Here is an 18,612-nt window from a genome sequence, read left to right as displayed (position 1 = left end):
GCGAACCGTCATGGATCAAGGGTAAGAAACGTGATCGCTTCTTGATCGCCGAATGATCACCGCAGCGTAGCGATCGGTCGCCCTACGGACACTCTCTGGGCTTGTAGTTTCATGCTGCAGGCCCATTGAATCTGTATCAAGCCGTGCCGGCCCAAGCGATTCAGATCCGCCTTAGCCGCCCCGACGTTGAAGACAACCCGCGGTCCCTTGGAATCCATGCCGTTCGTCTCCGCGGCGACTCTATTTCACACATAGCAGCGATACCGCCAGATGTCGATGAATTCGGCCCGCATTGCATCAGGATCAAGCGACATACCGACGACACAGCCTCGCACTCGCGATACCGGGCACGTGCGAACCCACCCGGCCGGCAGCACCGTTTCCAGAACAGAAGCAGCGTCGATTTAGGCAGCGAACGTTTGCGGCATGACCGGCGCAATTGACTCTTCAAGCATGCGGCCACTTGAACAGTACGTGCCCCAGTCTTCCATCATGAGCCGCCGTCTTTCGAGTTGATCGCGACGCCGATAAGCCGCGATCGTCTGCGAAGTAATGATGTGCGCCAAGGCTTCCTCTGCCAAAGAATCCGGATAGTCGGTGCATTCGGCGACCCAGTCACGAAATGTCGACCGGAAACCGTGCACTGTGATGCCGGAGTACGACATGCGTTTCAGCAGGGACAGCATCGCCATGTTCGACAGTGGGCGCCCTTCCGTGCAACCGGGAAAAAATATCCATACTTCGCCTTCGGCAGCGCACTGCGTACGATCTCTACGGCCCGCCTGCAAAGCGGCACGCGCAGCGGCCGACCACTTTTCGTGCGATCGCCCGGGATACTCCAGACACGGTTGTCGAGATCAAACTCCTCAACCCGCGCAAACCGCGCCTCGTTCGTGCGAGTCGCCGTAAGGACAAGCAAGTGCAGCACTCTTGCCGCCCGTCGCGGGCGTTGTTCCAATTCCCGGATGAATGCCGGGACGTCCTCCCAAGGCAACGCAGCGTGATGCCGGACCTGCGAGCGCCTCTTCGAGCGCGGCAATACTAATTGCAGATGGTCAACGTATCGTGCCGGGTTACTACCGGTTCGGTGCCCCATCACGGTCTCTGCGTCCAGGATCGCCTTGATGCGCCCCCGCACACGGCGCGCCGTCTCTGCCTTTTTGTCCAAATCGGCTGCAGGCAGCCGACGCCAACCACCGCTCGCTCAGGGCCGCCAGGTAAGACTCCTTCGATCGCAGATGGCTACCTACCCACATTTGGCGCGGCGGCATTCTAATATGGGCCGCGATGCCTCGCCAGCAAGGGGACTGAGCGCAAATTCGCTACAGGATACCCCCAAAGTCGCCCTCACCGGCTCTGTTACGTTCTGGCACGTGGGAGCGCGCGCCCGCAGATGGCCCAGGCAGCAACCAAAGGCCGCTACCGCCCCTCTCCGACGAGAGTGATAATTGTGTCAAATTACGGCGCTCGCCGCGGTAGAATCCATCAAGGGTCCGAGGCGACTGCGTCACCTGAGGTGTGTCTTTAAGGCCCCCCCCATGGAAGTGCTGGTGCGCAACGCATCGGCGGTCGGACCACCTATAGATTAGCGATGGTCGGCTGACCATAGCCGAATTGGCCGAGAAGGTTTCCCTGTCGCAGTCGCCCTGCTGGCGCCGGGTCCAACTGCTGGAGCAGGCCGGTTTCATACAGGGCTACCATGCACGACTGAATCGGAAACTGTTGGGCCTGGGTGTGCATGGTTTCGTGAGCCTCAGAATGAAGGGTCACTCTTTGCCCACGGCCGCCGCCTTTGAACGGGCAGTCATCGCAATGACCAGGGCGGTTTCATGCCAAAACTTCTCAGGCGGCTACGACTACCAGATCGAATTGGTCGCAGCGGACCACGAATCCTTCGCGAGGCTGGTCCGTGAAATTCGTGCTTTCCCCGGGGTTGCAGACGTCTACACCAGTTTCACGCTGCAGAAGGTCAAGGTCGGCGGAGCTTTCCCGGTTGGATGACGGCAGAGCGTCGACCAAATCGAGCTTGTCTTTGTCTGTCGAGACACGTCCAATGGATGTCCCACAGATTCGCAGCGACCACCGTACTTCGAGACTGCACAAAACACCAACTTGAATGTGTCGACCAACATCCCAGTAGAGCAGCGACAATACCGCATTGACAGTCACGGCGGGACTGATTCGGCTCGCATCAATGATGGTGGAGATGCCGACCACTAGTTGGAAATCAACGGCCCTCGCGTTATAACTCCCGCCGACAACTGGACAGGCGAATTTGCAAGTTTACCTGTCTTGACTTACGCTTCCGACATGGCTCGCTCCCATGAATCCACTCCGCCGCTGGAATCCTCGGTCTCCGAACTAACACTGGCTGTCGGCCAGCTTTTGCGTCGGCAGCGTAGCGCCAATCCCTACGACCTCAATTTGTCGCAATCCAGCGTGCTCGCGCGGCTGGAACGTCAAGGCCCGATGACCACTGCGGATCTCGCGCGCGCCGAATTGATGAAGCCGCAATCCATGAAAGCCATCCTCGCGCGCCTCGAAGAAGAAGCATGCGTCGAGCGAAAACTGCATCCCACGGACGGCCGCCAGATCCTATTCGCGATTACGGGCAAAGGGCTGGACGAACACAAGCGGCGCATGGCAGGCAAACGCGAATGGCTGCTGGCGAAGCTCAAACAGTTCGAGCCGCAGGACCTCGCGACGCTTGCTGCTGCCATTCCCCTCATCAGGCGACTAGGCGAGTCCTCGCCTCCCTAGCCTTTCCGGTTTCTTCAGGATTGGTATTGACTCGCTGGGCGCACACCAATTCGCGCTACCAATCAAAAATCCAATTATTTAAAAAACTTATATTTTGCAACAAATTAAAACATCAACACCATTAAAATTAATTTTCCATAAAATCAATGAAAGCACACGAAAACTACATAACTTTACGCAGCAAATTCGATAATCAATGATCGCGGGCACCATAACGAGTTAGGGCGCGAAATCAGAACTGCCGAATGACGCCAATCGAAATTCATAAATTTACGAAGGACTCGTTCGACTGGTCATGGAAAATAAATTCCAGATCCCTATGTGATAATCATACTTGCCAACATTAATTTTCCCGCGCGGCGATTATTAAATTCCTTCACGACAATCCACTCATTGAAAATTATATTCTTTCGCAAGAACATTTGCGCCACACCGACAAATCATCATAGTCACCCGAAACAAATGGTTCGTCTATTTGCACGCGTAACTAGAAGAAAATGATTTATCTCCACCAAGATATGTCACGATCTGTGGATATAGGCAAAGGGGCCGTGAGGAACTACCATCTGCTGAAGTCACCGGAATTTGCGTTGGTGCAATACCCTTCTCCACCCAGTTTCTAAGCATCTGGAACATTTCGTCTCGACCAGCAGCCGCTTGCGGCAGCGGCATTGAAGTGATGCTTATCGGCATATTTGTCTTTGGATCAATCGAAGCACTCGTTGCAAAGCTGCCGTCATGTGCGAGGCCTGGAATCAGGAAAAGTCGGTAAAACGACTGAACTGCCGACTCTCCACCCATTTTCGCCGAAACCCGCTCAAAATAGTTGATCGATCCTCCAGGAAAGATTTTGTCGTCAGCCAGTCCATGGTACGTGAGGATCTTGCCGCCCACGTCACGGAACGCACTAAGATCCCCAGTATCAGTGTTGATGTTGCTGAATTGAGATTGAAGCGCGATTCCCTGGGAAAACGCCGTTGCAAGCTCGCCATACCCCATTTTTTTCCATTTATTAGTGCCGTTACCGGTTCCATTAACAAAGGACGGTTGCGCGTACGCCGGGTTCTGCAATTCCAAGGCAACTTGGTCCGTGGCGACACTAAACGGCGAGGCACCCGCAAGTGACATGGAGAGGCTCGTGCCGCGAGTCAGGCCATACCAGAGCTGATTCGCTCCCAACGTAGCCGAGAGCCCATTGTCAACTGCTGGATCGGGGACGCTGCCGTCCGCCGTCTGCCCATACCAAATCTGATCGACGACGTGTGCTTCAGTACCTGTCAGACACCCCACGTTGGTGCTGGCACCAACTACGCCGTTACCTTGCGCGCCCGCGCAAAGAACATTTGCGTCTTTGGTCGGGTCGTAGCGGCATTGCATCGGGTTAAGGAGATAGTTCAATCCTGCGGTATCGCAAGACTTAACCGCAGCACCACTGACAAAACCAAGCTTCGACGCTGAGATTGATGAGCCAATGGCCTGTTGCATCGCGATTTGCGGATAGAGCTCCGCAGTGATGAACTTGCTCCAGTTGAATGCTGGAGATCCAGCCAGAATTCCATCGAAGTCAGTGGGGTACTTTTGCGCGAGCTTAAAGCCTTGGCGTCCTCCAGTAGAAAATCCGTCCCAATAGGCGTATGCCTGCGTTCGACCGTAGAAGGCCTTGACAAGCGCCTTTGTCTTAACCGCGAGTTCATGCATACTTCTTTCTGAGAAATCCTGCCACAAGACCGTGTTAATCGAACCATCGGGGTTCATTGCAAACGAGCCGTTATTCGGAATAACATGTCCGTGGTCGGAACCACTGACAACGTACCCTTTATTCACAGCGGCTAAGTACACGGCCTTGGTTGCGACTTGCGTCGGATCTGATTGAGCCCCGCCCGCCCAACCGCCACTACCGGTAACGCGAATAATATTGTTCCACGCAGATGCTGTCGGCAAAAATACTTCAATACCAATGCCCGATGACGTGGATGGAGCACTGGCCGGCCCCGGATTGCCAGGACCAACGAGGAGCTTTACCAGACAGACATCACTCGCTGCGACGGTAGGCGCAGGCGACGCCGGCGTATTGGCCAGGGCAAGGGAGTCTCCCGCCTTGAATTGTTTAACAAATATCACTGACGTATTGGCATCTGGCTTGAACGCTGCCTTCATGCTGTCGTCGCAAGACAATTGCCGTGCCTGCACATCGTTTTGCGCACCATTGCATCCAGCGATAAATGTCGAAGCCGCAGCGGCTAACAATAACCCACCCATAATCGAAAAAATCGATTTCGGAAAAAAATTGATTCCCTTCACTTCGGCCTCCCCGCCAAAGGTTTCTCAATAATTCGCGAATATAAAACCCTCGGAAGTATTTTATTTTTACTCGTCAGAATGTCAGCATATGAAAATAAAATTCATCCACCATCAAAATTTTTAATTTGTTATATAAATTATTTTCGGTGCATCTAAAAATCCGACAAAACAAGATTGGAGAATTAAACAACTCCCCACCAATCCAACACTGGTTATAAAATATCTATACGATGATGAACGTGAGACTTTGAAATCTACCGCCGAGTGATATTGCGCTAAGTCAAGTTCACGTCCATCTTTTTGTGTTCCGAGAGCCGCATCAGTGGCAAAGCTCGTCAAGACGTTTACCGTTCGTACTCGGCCCGAAGATCCCAATCGACAGCACAACCACCAGCATGCAAGCAGTAATACTAGTAAACACGCCCACTACACCGAAATCTCGCAGGAGTGCTGCGATGATAAAACCGGACATCATCGCGCCAACACGACTCGCCGAGTAGACCAGCCCGTTCGCTCTGCAACGAATGGCAGTCGGAAAGAGTTCCGCTTGATACGCGTGGTAGCACACGGAGATCGTCTGACCAGCGAGGCTGATCAACACCCCCAATCCGATCAGAATCGGAACCGAACGCGCGTAAGCAAATGCAATCCCACAAACGATGACCATAAGTGCACCGCCCACTATCAACCATTTCCGCTGAACGCGATCCGCGTACAACATCGCGAGCATGGGGCCAATCGGAAGGGCAAATGCAATGATGAACGAGTACAGCAGACTCTTCGTCACCGTGATTCCTTGCCCAATCAAGAGCGTAGGCACCCAGTTTGCAAAACCGTAGTAACCGATCGCCTGGCATAGATTGAATACTACGAGCACAATGAACCTCGATCGATAAGGGGGCTGCAGCAGCTCCGCAAACGATGCTCGACGATGCAGCGGTTGCTCGACGATGGCTAGCGGCGGAGACAGTGGTGCCTTCGCCTGTCGAGATATGATCGCCTCGATGTTGCTCAGAATCGCTTCGGCTTGGTCTGGTTGTCCGTGTGATGCCAGCCAGCGTGGACTCTCCGGAACTGAGCGACGGATGAACCAGACCAGCATCGCGCCAGCGGATCCAGCAAGCACGACGATCCGCCACCCGTCCATGCCGAAGACTTGCATCGGTACAAGCCAATAGGAAAGGATCGCAGCCACCGGAGCAGCGGTGAACATCACCATCTGATTGAATGCCATTGCACGGCCACGCATGTACTGCGGCACGATCTCGGTCACATAGCTATCGATGGTAATGATTTCGACGCCAACACCGATGCCAGTGATGAAGCGCCAGAGCAGGACCATTTCGGGCGTAGTCTGGAATGCCATGATTGCCGAACCGATCGAGTACCACAGCAGCGACATCGTAAAGACAGCCCGGCGCCCGAAGCGGTCAGGCAGCCAACCGAGGCAAAACGTTCCGACGAACAGGCCGGCGAATGTTGCAGCAATGAACCCCGCAATACCGGTGAAGCCGAAAAACGCATGGGTGGTTGTGGCCAGTAACCCACTTTTGGCCATGCCCGGTGCGATATAGCCGGTAAAAATTAAATCATAGATTTCAAAGAAGCCACCGAGCGAAATGAGGAGCACGAGCATCCAGAGATGTCGTGTGACGGGCAAACGATCCATGCGTGCGGATATTTCTGCGCCTGGTCGAATGCCGACATGCACGTTTGGCGTGACAAGCCGAGGGTCCCCGGCAGTAACGGTCTGCTGCATATGCGTTCTGTCTCCATATATAGTCATTTTCGTCGACCTTCTTATGTCGATTCGATGTTCGCAGCCGCCTAAGTGTCGTCGGGCAGCTGCAATTGCTTCGTGCCCGAAGCTATAACTGCCAGATTGAGCCGACTGCCAGTTCGTGCCGATAGTGCGCGGCGCGATCTACATACTCTGCTGAATTTTTCGCAATGGCAGCGATCTGCTCGTCGCTCAGTTCACGCACCACTTTCGCGGGGGACCCGAGAATCAGTGACCGGTCGGGAAAGACCTTGCCCTCAGTCACGACTGCCCCAGCACCAACAAGACACTGCTTGCCAATTACCGCACCGTTCATCACGATCGCCTGAATGCCAATGAGCGAACCGTCCCCAACGGTGCAACCATGCAGCATCGCCTGGTGCCCGATGGTGACATGCGCCCCAATTTCAAGTGGATAGCCGGGATCGGTATGCAAAACGGCGCCGTCCTGTACGTTGCTGCCATCCCCAATTGAGATGGGCTCGTTATCTGCACGCACCACAGCGTTAAACCAGACGCTTGTACACTCACCTAGCGTTGTCCGGCCGATCACCACCTGGATTTGCCCCCGTACCTCCGGACACCATCTCACACTAAGGTTGATGAATCGGTTCTCCGTCGGAACTCGCGCGGCGAGCGGTATTTCAGCGCACTATGCGGGTGCCTTTCGTTGTAGTGTTCGAACGCGACAGCCAGATTGCGTACAGCGGTCACCGCGTCAGGCTTCGGCATGAACGCGACATAGTCGCGCTTCATCGTCTTCACGAAGCTTTCTGCCATGCCGTTGCTCTGTGGGCTACACACGGGCGTCGTTAGCGGCTTCAGACCTATGTCCGAGGCGAACGCGCGAGTCTTTTCGGCAATGTAACCCGAACCGTTATCGCTGAGCCATTCTATTTGCGCAGGCGCTTTCCGAACGTTGCCGAAACGATGCTCGACAGCCGCCAACATGACGTCACGAACAACGTCACCGCTGTGACCGCCGGTAGTCGCAGCCCAGCTCATGGCCTCGCGGTCGCAGCAGTCAAGCGCGAAGGTCACACGCAGTGGCTCGCCGTTATCGCAGCGAAACTCGAAGCCGTCAGAGCACCACCGCTGGTTGCTCTTCGGTACAGCCACTTTGCCGTCATGGCGCCGCTCGATACGCGGCCTCGCAGGCCTCCTATGGAGCAGTAAATCGTGCACGCGCATCACGCGGTAAACGCGTTTGGCATTCACCGGAGTTCCGCATCGCGATTCCCGTTCGCATCGCAACATGCCCCAGACGCGTCGATAACCGTAGCTCGGCAAGTCAGCAACGAGCAACCGGATTTCGTCGACGAGGCTAGCGTCATCCGTTTTGCGTGCACTACGGCCATCTTGCCAGTCAGCAGCCCGTGCGAGCTTTACCGACACATTGGAGCGCGCTACACCGAGGACGTCGCAGACCTGCTTCACTGGTCGTCCCCCGGCAATGAGGGTGAGCGCGCAATCCATTTTCGCGACTTCATCACCTCCACGGCCTCCCGGAGAATCTCGTTCTCCATGGTCTTCTTGCCGAGCAGGCGTTGCAGTTCCTTTATCTGCTTCAGCGCATCGCCCAGTTCAGATGCCGGCACAACTTCCTCACCTGCGCTTACCGCCAACAGGCTGCCGTCCTGATGCAGCTTACGCCACTGAAACAGCTGATTCGGGTTGATGCCGTGCAGCCGCGCCACCATCGAAACCGTCTTGCCTGGCTCGAATGTCTCTCGGACCATCGCCAGCTTCTCATCCACCGACCAGCGCCGCCGGCGCTCAGGTCCCGTCAAAACTTCCATCACTTCGTTCTTGTTGTTAGTCATATACACAGTCTTATGCCTACCCGCTATTGTAAGTGGGAGACTGTGTCCGGATTTTCAGGGGGCCGCTCCACCACCGCACTTGGCGCGACCCACGCAGATCCAGCCAAAAGCGGCCTCGTGCCGCCCAATTCGAACAATCTCATACGATCACCTTGCTCCGGAGCCGGGAAAGAACTTCCTGCGTATGCTCCCCAATCCGGGCCAACGCATGTCGCACGCCCGGCCGGCGGCCCCCGATCGTAATCGGCAACAGCACCACGTCCGTCATGCTGCCGTCGTCCGCTTGCATTGGTGCGAGGCCACCGCTTGCCCTCAGATGCGGATCGTCGAGCAACTGCTCGGGACGCACGATCGGTGCATATGGAATGCCGGCCGCTTCGAGCTTTGGCGCAAGTTCATCCACACGGTGCGATTTCAGCACCACACCGAGACATGAAAGCAGCTCGGGGCGAACATCGACACGCATAGCGTTAGTCGCAAAACGCGGCTCGGCGGCGATGTCCGGACGCTCGAGGACATTACAGAGCGTGATGAACTGCTTATCGCTCACCGCGCCAATAAACAGTTGCTCGTCGCCATCTAGCGTGAACACGTCGTACACACTCCACGCGGACACACGGGCGGGCATCGGTGCCGGTGATTCGCGTGTCATCACATATTGCTGCATGTGCTGTGCCGACAGGAACACGCAGTTCTCGAACAACGCGCTCTGGACTTCCTGGCCCAGACCTGTGACATCGCGCTCGCGTAGCGCGGCCAGCACGCCAATCGCCCCGAACATGCCACCCATAATGTCGTTGACTGACGTTCCCGCCCGCAACGGACGGCCTACCGGACCCGTCATATACGACAGACCGCCCATCATCTGCACTACTTCGTCGAGCGCGAGGCGCTTCTCATATGGCCCTGGCAGAAATCCCTTATGCGACACGTAGATGAGCCCGGGGCTTCGTCGAGACAGTGTCTCGTAATCCAAACCAAGCGATTGCATCAGACCGGGCCTGAAATTCTCGATTACCACATCACATGTTTCGATCAACTCGGTCGCAGTCTCCTTTCCGTCCGCGGTCGTGATGTCGATGACGACGCTCTTTTTGTTCCGATTAAACGAGCGGAAAAATCCGATACCGAGCCCCGGTAACTTGCGTGTCTTATCACCACCCGGTGGCTCGACCTTGATCACTTCGGCGCCTAGGTCCGCGAGAATCATCCCGCACGTCGGCCCCATGACCATATGTGTAAACTCAACGACGCGCACGCCGTCGAGAGGAAGTCTTGCATTGCCAGACATGGTTCTAAACCTCAATTGGAAACCGAAATGTTGGGAAAGTCGTGTGCGTTGGCCTTGGGTAACCCGGCACGCCAGAGCGTTCCATGAAGTGTTTCACCATCAAGCCAACACGCAACCTTGCTGCGCAACGCGAGCAACGCGGGAATATCGATACCCGTTGGGATATCCATGTTGGAGAGCATGAACGCGAGATCTTCAGTCGCCGCATTGCCACTCGCCCCAGGTGCATGAGGACACCCGCCAATACCAGCGAGCGAAGCATCGAAGCGCCCGACTCCCGTCTCAAGTGCGGCATAAACATTGGCGAGTGCGAGGCCGCGCGTATCGTGAAAATGACCGCACCACAGACGTTCGCCTGCAATTTGGCGAGCCTTTCCGAACAATTCGCGCACCGCACGTGGGCCTGCATAGCCAACCGTATCGGCAATACTGACGTAATCAGCGCCTGCATCAAGCAGCGCCTGCATGTAACGCAGTACGTCGTCCGGGCTCACACGACCCTGAATCGTGCAGCCGAATGCCGTGCCAATGCCACCTTCGATGAGCGTCGTCGATCCAGACGCGTCACGTTCTGCGCGAATGCGCGCCACTTCAGCGACGACATCATCGGGCGTCTTTCTGAGATTCGCGAGGCTGTGCTCATGGCTCGCTGACAACGGAACCAGCAGCAGATCGGCTTGTGCTTGTAGTGCTGCCTCGGCACCCTTCAGGTTCGGCACGAGAACTGATACGAAAAGATCCGGAAGTGTCTTTGCAAAAGCAACGAGTTCCGCCGTGTCCGCGAGTTGCGGCATCAAGCGTGCCGGCACGAATGAGCCGACCTCAAGTTCGCGCTGGCCTGCGCTGAAGGCGTCACGAATCCATTCAATCTTGTGCTCCGTTGCGAGAATGCGCTGGATGCTCTGCAGACCGTCGCGCAAGCCGACTTCGCGAATAGTGACACCCGGGGGGAAAAACGACATCTGCCTGTCTCCGTGTTTTTGCCGGTCATGAAGGCGCCGACGTTGTGATAACTTTAGACATGCCAATATCTCAGTAAAGCAACGATTCGGAAGCGCAGTGATTCCGAACGGGAACGTCACAAGGGGGCAGCCGTGCGGGACATTGATTTGAAGACCTTGCGCCTATTCGTTTCAGTGTGCGAACACCGCAACATTGCTCGGGCGGGGAATGAAGCACACATCGAACCGTCAGCGATCAGCAAGCGCATCGCACAACTCGAGGCCGACCTGGGCGCGCCTCTTTTAGCGCGCTCGCGGCGCGGAGTCGAGCCGACGGGAGCCGGCATTGCCCTTCTGGAACACGCACGGAATGTGCTCTTTACACTGGAGCGCATCAGCAGCGACATTGCCGCGTTCGGACATGGATTGCAGGGCCGCGTGAGTATTTGCGCGTCGGCCTCCGCGATCGCAGAGGCCCTACTGGACGATATCGCGGCGTTCATGAGCGAAGCGGAAAACTCGAATATTCGGGTAGATGTGGAGGAACGACTCTCCAGCGACCTGTTGCGTCAGCTGCGTGAAGGCGTTGCCAGTATCGGCGTGTGCTGGGATAACGTAGACCTTCAAGGCCTACAACACAGACCGTACAGACGAGACCGACTTGCGCTCGCCGTGCATCCAGATCATCCGTTGGCTCGACAAAATCAATTGAACTTTGACCAGACGCTGGCATACGAGCACGTCGGACTGCCGCCTACCACGGCGGTCCATACCATGCTGCAACACGCGGCGAAGAAGGCAGGCAAGGTGCTGTCGTATCGGGTCATCGTATCCAGCTTCGACGCTGCATTTCGTGTCGTCGCTGCAGGTCTCGGCATTAGCGTCGTGCCGGTTGAAGTGGCCGCGACGTACCAGGCTGTCTTTGGAATCAAGGTGATACCGCTAGTCGACACATGGGCGGAGCGCCATTTCATAATTTGCTTCAAGAACTTCGACTATCTGCAGCCCGGCGCACAGAAGATGGTCGACCATTTGGTGCGACGAGCACAGTCCTGTTACTCGAAAGGAGGCTGATCGTTGAATCACGTATGCCCCGCTTTCTGGCCCCTCCGAGTATGCGGCGAATGCACCGAGTGCAATGGATGACGTTGGTCATAGTCTTTCGCAGCCGACTTATCAACGTCCGCACCTTTCGTCTAACGTAAGGCGCCACGATGACTTGGCGTCCTCGTACGGCTGCCGTCGACGTGCTGCTATGCATATCTGGAATCTCGTTCCCGTCGAATCGGAATCGAAAGTGTAAAATTCTCGATCACCGAGGTGTAACGCTACATATGGAAGAGGTAATGAAGGAGATACCCACCCGACCTGCGAGATCGTCGCCGAAGCGACGAACCCAAGCCGAGCGAAGCGAAACGACTCAGCGAAAGATCATCGCATCCGCGATCCGACTGCTGCAGAAAGTAGGCTTTCAGCAAACGAATTTGCAAGATATTGCCAGGGGCGCGAAGGTCACGCTCGGCGCAGTACAGCACCAGTTCGGGACAAGAACGGCGCTGATGGAGCGGGTGGTCGACGAGGTAATGCAGCCGCTTAGCGAGCTCGGCGCGGTCTGGCCCATGGAGGCACTCCAATTTCCCCTTGCAGAGCGGGCAACCCGATTCGTACACTCCGCCTGGGACAACGTCTATGGCCCACCGAGCTACGTGGCTGCCTGGAGTCTTTTCTTCGGCTGCAAGACGTCGCCGCAGCTATTCCAGCGAATCGACGAGCATCGAGCAAAGCACGATCCGTCGTATTTTGCACATTTCGTGGCTGTGTTTCCCGAAATCGCCAGAACCCACCCTGAACCCGAACAATTTGCTGCGGTCGTCTTTGCAGCACTGCGCGGGCTGTCGATCATGCGACTCTTCGAAACCAACGAAGAGGCCACTTCAAAGCAACTGCAAGTGGTTGTCCAGATGATAGTCGACGCCGGTAAAGTCGGTGTCGCGAAAGGTGACGCGAACGGGTCAACTGCATGAGTCGCGCCTACCGGACCGTTCCGGAAGACCGCGACTCATGCCAGGCTTCCTGATTCGAATCAGGAAGCGTCGATCGCAACCGACGCCGATTTCGACGAGGTGATCCGATAGACTGCGTAGACGACGACAAGCCAGATCGGTATCGCCACGGCGGACATGCGAACGGCAGGCGTCATCAACATAACGACAACCACGACCGCCATCGCCAGCAGACAGATGTAATTTGACAACGGCGAGAATGGTGCACGGAACCGTGCGGAGATGCCCTTCTCTTTGCTCGCCTTCCGAAAGCCCATATGTGCGACCACGATGACGACCCACGTGATCACAAGGGCCGCAACGATGAGCGACATCAGCAGCTCGATCACACCCGCCGGCGCAACGTAGTTCAGAAGGATACACAGCGCAGTGACGATGCCGGGGTAGACGATTGCACGAACCGGCACACCACGCTTGTTCACCTGCATGAGCGACTTCGGTGCATTGCCTTCGAGGGCCATACCGTAGAGCAGACGGCTACTGCTATAGACCATACTGTTGTAGACGGAGAGCGTTGCCGTAAGAATCACGAAATTCAAGAGATTCGCGGCAAGATGCTCGCCGATCCCGGAAAAGACGAGTACGAACGGGCTGCTGCTATACGTACCGCCACCGGCCTTGAGTTGTGCGACCAGATCATTCCACGGCGTCAACGACAGCAGCACCACCATCGATCCAATGTAGAACACCAGTACGCGATATACCAACTGGTTAATCGCCTTCGGAATGACCTTGCGCGGTTCATCGGTCTCTGCCGCAGCGAACCCGAGCATCTCGACGCCGCCAAACGCAAACATGATGAACGCAAAGGACATCCCCAGCCCAGAAATTCCGTTCGGCAGGAATCCACCGTGTGACCAGAGATTGGTCACACTCTGATTCGGGTTGTGCGTCGTCACGAGCAGATATCCACCTGCGGCGATCATCGCCAGCACTGCGGCAATCTTGATCAACGCAAACCAGAATTCGAACTCACCGTAGATTTTGACGTTGATGAAGTTCGCTGAATTGATCAGCACGAAGAACACTGCCACCGTGACCCAGGTAGGAATTCCTGGCCACCAGAACTGAATGAATTTCCCGACTGCGGTCAACTCAAGCATTCCGACGAGCACGTATAGCGCAATACAGTTCCAGCCGGACATAAAGCCCGCAAAGTGGGAAACGTAACGGTTCGCAAAATAGCTGAACGACCCGGCAGTCGGCTCTTCAACCAGCATCTCGCCCAGGAAGCGCATGATGAAGAAGATGATGAGCCCGCCGATCGTATAACCCAGGATCACGCCAGGGCCGGCGAGCTCAATGATGCCAGCCGATCCCAGAAAAAGCCCGGTTCCGATGGTTCCACCAAGGGCGATGAGCTGGATGTGCCGATTCTTGAGTCGGCGCTGAAGATGTCCCGACGAGGAAGCGTTGTGCATCATTTTCACCGTTACTCAGTTCGTCACGAAGAAGAGCTTCGCCTTGCTACCGAAGTACTTCACGGTAGCCCCCTTCGAGAGCTCGATGACGTCGCCGGAATTGCCTTGCACCCGGGTGCCGTCGGACGACTCGACTCCGAACGTGCCCTCGAGGACGAGGATCACTTCATCGTATCCAAGGGTTTTCGGTTCGCACACCGCTTCGTCCCAGGCACCGAACCCGCACGGCAACGCCGCGCCTTCCTTGTCGCCGATCGCCCACGAGATCTCCGCGACACCATCGGTGGCCCCGCCACGATCTGCCGTCGCGATCGCGTTACCTTTGATCAGTCTGATGCCTTTCATTTGATACGTCTCCTTAGTAATACTTAAGAAATAACCTTCACCCATCATGCCTTCATTTGCGGAATTCATTCCTCTCCTCGGCCCCTCCAGGTATCCCACGAGATCGTGAGCCCGACCCCGACATCGCGAATTGGCCGCGGGGGAATATAGTTGGCTGTACCTTGCGCAAGAAAATCGTCAATCAGCGGGTTCTCTCGACCCAGGGCAAGCTCGGCAATGAGCATTCCTGCTGCCGTATGTCGCACGATTCCTGATCCGTTGCAGCACGATGTTGCATAGACGTTATCCGCCACCTGCCCGAACGCAGGCGCATGGTTCTGCGATACGGCAAGCCAACCCATCCAGAAATGCTCGATTTCGAGTGCACCAAGGTGCGGAAAGCGGCGACTCAAGAGCTGTCCGTGCGCATTTCGTGCAGATTCGCGGCGCGAATCCGTCGTTCGTAATGTCGGCGAATATTCGAATCCTTGGCGGATCATCAATCGCTTGTCTCGTGTCAATCGGACGGTAGAGCCAGCGACACCATGCGCAGGCGTAATTCCCCAGGAGCTGTCGGCTCCCATTCTCGCGACTTGCTCATCCGACATTGGCTTGGACAGGCTTGCGAACAGGAGAACCGGGATCTGACGCTCTTTGTACACCCCGAAGGACTGCGAAAATGCATTGACTGCGAGGATCAGCTTTCCGAAACGAACACGCCCGCGCGCGGTTTTCACATACGGCGATTGACCGTTGAATTCCACTTCTGTCACCGGTGATTGCTCGAACAGTTTGACGTTGGCCGGGAGGCTGTCCGCGAGCCCCCTGACCAACGCTGCCGGATTGAGCAGATAGGTGCCCGGGGTATAGATGGCGTCGCCGTAGTACCTCGTTCCGAGACGCGTCTCGAGCTCCGAACGTGTCAGCCATTCATATGGCTCGCCCCATGTCTCGAGATTCGACGCATACGTCTTCAGTGCGGAGTCGGCAACAGCAGGCGTGACGGCAGCGTGGTATCGACCGCGTCGTTCCCAGTCACAGTCGATGTGATGCTCGGTGATAAGTCGATTGAGTTCGTCAAGCGCATAACGACCAACCCGAATTGCGCTACGACCTTCCTCGACAGACTTTTCCGACACAGCCGACGCATGCGGCAAATCGATAGCGAAGCCCGAGTTGCGACCCGAAGCGTTTTCTCCCACTTCGCCTGCCTCGATCACTGCAATGGACGCCGACGGTATCTGCATTGCCAAGGCTCTGGCGGCCGCAAGACCGGCATATCCGGCGCCCACAATGACCCAGTCGAATTCGTGATCGCCAAACAATGGTGGCCGCCCCTTCCGCGTGGGCAACAAAGCACTCCATCCGTTGGTCTGGTCGTCAGCGGGGATTCTGTCAATATGACGCGGCATGATCTAGGTAAAAACCCTAAAAAACCATTTCAAATCAATCGTCTACGACGATCCATGACCGCAGTCTAGATCAACAATTTGCATGTTGCAATACTTGTTTAATGTTTTTTGCGAAGCCCAGTTCAACCATGAATAAGGACGCCGCACCCGACCAAGGTGAGACCGATGCCCGGCTTCGCCTCGGTCGGGTCACGCGCTTCCAAATATTAGGGGCAAATCATTGCATTCACCCCCCTTCTTTCGGCGAGCTAACACCGCCCGACAATCGTGAGTAATCCCGCTTGGTCCGCGGCTTACTTCCGGGTGCGCGGCCCTACTCCGCATCTGGTTGACGCTCCGGCGACGCATCTATGAATGCAGCCTGCCGCATCGAATGCTGATGAATCCGATGAAGTGTGGGATACCGATTGGTGTCAATCTCGAACCGATGCGCATTGAAGACTTGCGGCACGAGGGCGATATCTGCGACCGTCGGCGTATCGCCATAGCAAAACACACCGGTGCGCGGATCCTGCGCAAGCCGCGATTCGAGCGTTTCGAAGCCTGCCTCGATCCAGTGTCGATACCATGCGCGCTTCGCTTCGTCGGTGATCTCGAGCGTTGCCGTCAAGTACTTCAGAACGCGCAAATTGTTCAACGGGTGGATCTCGCATGCAATCTGGAGTGCGAGTGCCCGTACATATGCCCTCGTGACGGGCTCCACCGGCAATAGCGGCGGCGTCGGGTACCGCTCGTCGAGATATTCGATGATCGCCAGCGATTGCTGAATCGTCGCCTCGCCATCGACCAGAGTCGGCACAAGCGCGTCCGGGTTCACCCTGCGATAGTCGGCCGCGAGTTGCTCGCCGCCGCCACGAACGAGATGTACCGGCAGGTAGTCGTAGCGCAGGCCCTTCAGATTCAGCGCGATACGTACGCGAAACGACGCCGAACTGCGGAAGTAGCTATAGAGCTGCATAAACCATCCAAATCTGACACTAATTCGGCCGGGTAGCGATACCGCGCAGTAGGCGAGGCCGCGGCTCGCCGCGACCGACCCTTGTCGCAGGCATCGCCGTCAAATTCGCACCACTCGCTCGGCGGACTCCAGCGTGTTCACGAGGAGCATCGTGATTGTCATCGGGCCCACGCCGCCGGGAACCGGTGTGATATAGCCCGCGACCGCGCTAACGGATGCGTAGTCGACGTCGCCACACAATTTTCCTTCATCGTTCTTGTTCATTCCCACATCGATGACTGTCGCGCCCGGTTTGACCATCTCGGCAGTCAAGACATCGCGCTTCCCGACGGCTGCCACCACGATGTCTGCAGACTTCGTGTGATAGCCCAGGTCCATCGTCTTGCTATGGCAGACGGTCACCGTCGCCCCCGCCTCAAGCAACATCAACGCCATTGGCTTGCCCACAATATTCGAGCGACCGATGACTACCGCATGCTTGCCAGCAACCGGAATCTCATAAGCCTCCAGCATCTTCATCACGCCATACGGCGTACAGGGCCGGAACTTCGCCTGCCCTGTCATGAGGGCTCCCGCGTTGGCCACGTGAAAGCCGTCGACGTCCTTTTCCGCCGCAATCGCTTCGATCACCTTGTGGCTGTCTATATGCGCAGGAAGCGGGAGCTGAACCAGGATGCCGTGGATGCTGGGGTCGACATTCAATTCCTCGATGCGTGCGAGCAATTCCGCTTCGGAGGTAGCGGCCGGCAGCCGGTCAAGTCGCGAATGCAGTCCGGCTTGTTCGCATGCCTTCACCTTGTTTCTTACGTATACCGCGCTCGCCGGATCATCACCAACGAGCAATACCGCCAGCCCGGGCGTGACGCCGCAGGCCTTCAATGCCGCCGCACGGCTTGAGACCTGCTCCCGGAGTTGCTTCGACACCGCTACACCATCGATCACTTTTGCCTGACTCATAGTTACCTCACGCGCTTTCGCTTCCCATACATTGGACATATCTGTACATTATACGAGATGCGAACGTTACCACACGCTATAAGCTTAGGCCACAGCATTTATTTTCCTATTGATACGCGCGTCACTTGGATGTAGTCTCCGTACAGTTATGTCCATTAACGTCTAGGCAGCAGGCGTCACCATGATCGATACCGCCCATTTGTCGAAGGATTTGTCGGTCGAATGTCGACGGTTATTTTTGCGCGGCTGCCGCGGAGTGACGAATGTCGGTCAAGTGATGAGGCCGCTGGTTAACGTTGAAGTCTGGGTGCCGTATGAGCATTCGACCTCGCAAGACGACGACCTTGCCGGCGTCGTGGACTACGGCATCATGCGTGACGCCGTGCTTAAGGCTGACAGCTTAACGGTCGAGCGATTCATCTCGACCACGCTCGACCAGCTCGCAAAACGTCCGGTAGTTCGCGTACGTGTCGAGGTCATTGACCAGCGAAGCGGAAAAGTCATCGACGCCGGCTGCCGGTCGACCGTCGCCTGACGTAGACCATTCGTCCACGCGGCACTCGGCGAATTCGAAGGGGCGA

General features: G+C 56.3%; 15 protein-coding genes and 2 pseudogenes. 5 read left to right on the top strand and 12 right to left on the bottom strand.

Annotated features, from left to right (window positions below):
- Window positions 1-404: 404 nt before the first annotated feature.
- Window positions 405-1,188 (bottom strand): annotated as a pseudogene (locus tag DIE22_RS39220) (tyrosine-type recombinase/integrase); the annotation flags it as partial.
- Window positions 1,189-1,584: 396 nt separating this feature from the next.
- Here DIE22_RS39220 and DIE22_RS18915 point away from each other — a divergent pair.
- Entirely contained in the window at window positions 1,585-2,001 is a 417-nt protein-coding gene (locus DIE22_RS18915; protein ID WP_124605834.1) for an Lrp/AsnC family transcriptional regulator, read from the top strand.
- Window positions 2,002-2,310: 309 nt separating this feature from the next.
- Complete coding sequence (locus DIE22_RS18910; protein WP_124605833.1) at window positions 2,311-2,760, top strand: MarR family winged helix-turn-helix transcriptional regulator; 450 nt, start codon at window positions 2,311-2,313, stop codon at window positions 2,758-2,760.
- 471 nt (window positions 2,761-3,231) lie between these two features.
- Here DIE22_RS18910 and DIE22_RS18905 read toward each other — a convergent pair whose 3' ends face one another.
- The 6 genes and pseudogenes from DIE22_RS18905 to DIE22_RS18880 form a co-directional block, all read right to left on the bottom strand.
- Entirely contained in the window at window positions 3,232-5,061 is a 1,830-nt protein-coding gene (locus DIE22_RS18905) for a tannase/feruloyl esterase family alpha/beta hydrolase (protein ID WP_260426724.1), read from the bottom strand.
- 319 nt (window positions 5,062-5,380) lie between these two features.
- Entirely contained in the window at window positions 5,381-6,820 is a 1,440-nt protein-coding gene (locus tag DIE22_RS18900; RefSeq protein WP_124605832.1) for an MFS transporter, read from the bottom strand.
- A 109-nt stretch (window positions 6,821-6,929) separates the two neighbouring features.
- Window positions 6,930-7,394, bottom strand: a pseudogene (locus DIE22_RS18895) (gamma carbonic anhydrase family protein); the annotation flags it as partial.
- Between the two features lie 35 nt (window positions 7,395-7,429).
- A protein-coding gene (locus DIE22_RS18890; RefSeq protein WP_124605853.1) for an IS3 family transposase occupies window positions 7,430-8,640 on the bottom strand; the annotation gives its coding sequence in 2 pieces (ribosomal slippage) (window positions 7,430-8,322 and window positions 8,322-8,640; 1,212 coding nt in all).
- A 163-nt stretch (window positions 8,641-8,803) separates the two neighbouring features.
- Window positions 8,804-9,955, bottom strand: coding sequence for a CaiB/BaiF CoA-transferase family protein (locus tag DIE22_RS18885; protein WP_124605830.1), 1,152 nt, complete (start codon window positions 9,953-9,955; stop codon window positions 8,804-8,806).
- 11 nt (window positions 9,956-9,966) lie between these two features.
- Entirely contained in the window at window positions 9,967-10,917 is a 951-nt protein-coding gene (locus DIE22_RS18880; RefSeq protein ID WP_124605829.1) for a hydroxymethylglutaryl-CoA lyase, read from the bottom strand.
- A gap of 132 nt (window positions 10,918-11,049) precedes the next feature.
- Between DIE22_RS18880 and DIE22_RS18875 the strand changes: the two genes are divergently transcribed.
- Window positions 11,050-11,970 (top strand): LysR family transcriptional regulator, encoded by a 921-nt coding sequence (locus tag DIE22_RS18875; protein WP_124605828.1) that lies wholly within the window; start codon window positions 11,050-11,052, stop codon window positions 11,968-11,970.
- A gap of 272 nt (window positions 11,971-12,242) precedes the next feature.
- On the top strand, window positions 12,243-12,920 hold the full coding sequence (locus DIE22_RS18870) for a TetR/AcrR family transcriptional regulator (protein WP_124605827.1): 678 nt from the start codon (window positions 12,243-12,245) through the stop codon (window positions 12,918-12,920).
- Between the two features lie 59 nt (window positions 12,921-12,979).
- Here the strand turns inward: DIE22_RS18870 and DIE22_RS18865 are convergent, their stop codons facing one another.
- From DIE22_RS18865 to folD, 5 genes are all read right to left on the bottom strand, one after another.
- Window positions 12,980-14,380: an amino acid permease gene (locus DIE22_RS18865; RefSeq protein WP_124605852.1), complete on the bottom strand. Its 1,401-nt coding sequence runs from the start codon at window positions 14,378-14,380 to the stop codon at window positions 12,980-12,982.
- Window positions 14,381-14,395: 15 nt separating this feature from the next.
- Entirely contained in the window at window positions 14,396-14,794 is a 399-nt protein-coding gene (locus DIE22_RS18860) for a hypothetical protein (RefSeq protein ID WP_124605826.1), read from the bottom strand.
- Window positions 14,791-16,056, bottom strand: coding sequence for an FAD-binding oxidoreductase (locus tag DIE22_RS18855; protein ID WP_260426723.1), 1,266 nt, complete (start codon window positions 16,054-16,056; stop codon window positions 14,791-14,793). Before DIE22_RS18855 ends, DIE22_RS18860 begins: the two co-directional genes overlap by 4 nt.
- A 373-nt stretch (window positions 16,057-16,429) precedes the next feature.
- Window positions 16,430-17,074 (bottom strand): maleylacetoacetate isomerase, encoded by a 645-nt coding sequence (gene maiA / locus DIE22_RS18850; protein ID WP_124605824.1) that lies wholly within the window; start codon window positions 17,072-17,074, stop codon window positions 16,430-16,432.
- Window positions 17,075-17,173: 99 nt separating this feature from the next.
- A complete protein-coding gene (gene folD, locus DIE22_RS18845) occupies window positions 17,174-18,031 on the bottom strand; it encodes a bifunctional methylenetetrahydrofolate dehydrogenase/methenyltetrahydrofolate cyclohydrolase FolD (protein WP_124605823.1) in 858 nt (285 codons plus the stop codon).
- Between the two features lie 181 nt (window positions 18,032-18,212).
- Here folD and DIE22_RS18840 point away from each other — a divergent pair, with 181 nt between their 5' ends.
- Window positions 18,213-18,566 carry a hypothetical protein gene (locus DIE22_RS18840; RefSeq protein ID WP_124605822.1) on the top strand — a complete coding sequence of 118 codons (354 nt, stop codon included), beginning with the start codon at window positions 18,213-18,215 and terminating at the stop codon, window positions 18,564-18,566.
- Window positions 18,567-18,612: the final 46 nt, after the last annotated feature.

Source organism: Burkholderia sp. Bp9142, from assembly GCF_003853415.1.
In the GTDB taxonomy this organism is placed as follows: domain Bacteria; phylum Pseudomonadota; class Gammaproteobacteria; order Burkholderiales; family Burkholderiaceae; genus Burkholderia.
Note: the sequence above shows the minus strand (reverse complement) of the source record. Positions and strands in the feature narration are given on the sequence as shown.

Coding starts and splice junctions, on each gene's coding strand:
- DIE22_RS18910 (WP_124605833.1), top strand. CDS start 2,311: ATGGCTCGCTCCCATGAATCCACTCCGCCGCTGGAATCCTCGGTCTCC.
- DIE22_RS18900 (WP_124605832.1), bottom strand. CDS start 6,820: ATGCAGCAGACCGTTACTGCCGGGGACCCTCGGCTTGTCACGCCAAAC.
- DIE22_RS18885 (WP_124605830.1), bottom strand. CDS start 9,955: ATGTCTGGCAATGCAAGACTTCCTCTCGACGGCGTGCGCGTCGTTGAG.
- DIE22_RS18880 (WP_124605829.1), bottom strand. CDS start 10,917: ATGTCGTTTTTCCCCCCGGGTGTCACTATTCGCGAAGTCGGCTTGCGC.
- DIE22_RS18870 (WP_124605827.1), top strand. CDS start 12,243: ATGAAGGAGATACCCACCCGACCTGCGAGATCGTCGCCGAAGCGACGA.
- DIE22_RS18865 (WP_124605852.1), bottom strand. CDS start 14,380: ATGCACAACGCTTCCTCGTCGGGACATCTTCAGCGCCGACTCAAGAAT.
- DIE22_RS18860 (WP_124605826.1), bottom strand. CDS start 14,794: ATGAATTCCGCAAATGAAGGCATGATGGGTGAAGGTTATTTCTTAAGT.
- maiA (WP_124605824.1), bottom strand. CDS start 17,074: ATGCAGCTCTATAGCTACTTCCGCAGTTCGGCGTCGTTTCGCGTACGT.
- folD (WP_124605823.1), bottom strand. CDS start 18,031: ATGAGTCAGGCAAAAGTGATCGATGGTGTAGCGGTGTCGAAGCAACTC.
- DIE22_RS18840 (WP_124605822.1), top strand. CDS start 18,213: ATGATCGATACCGCCCATTTGTCGAAGGATTTGTCGGTCGAATGTCGA.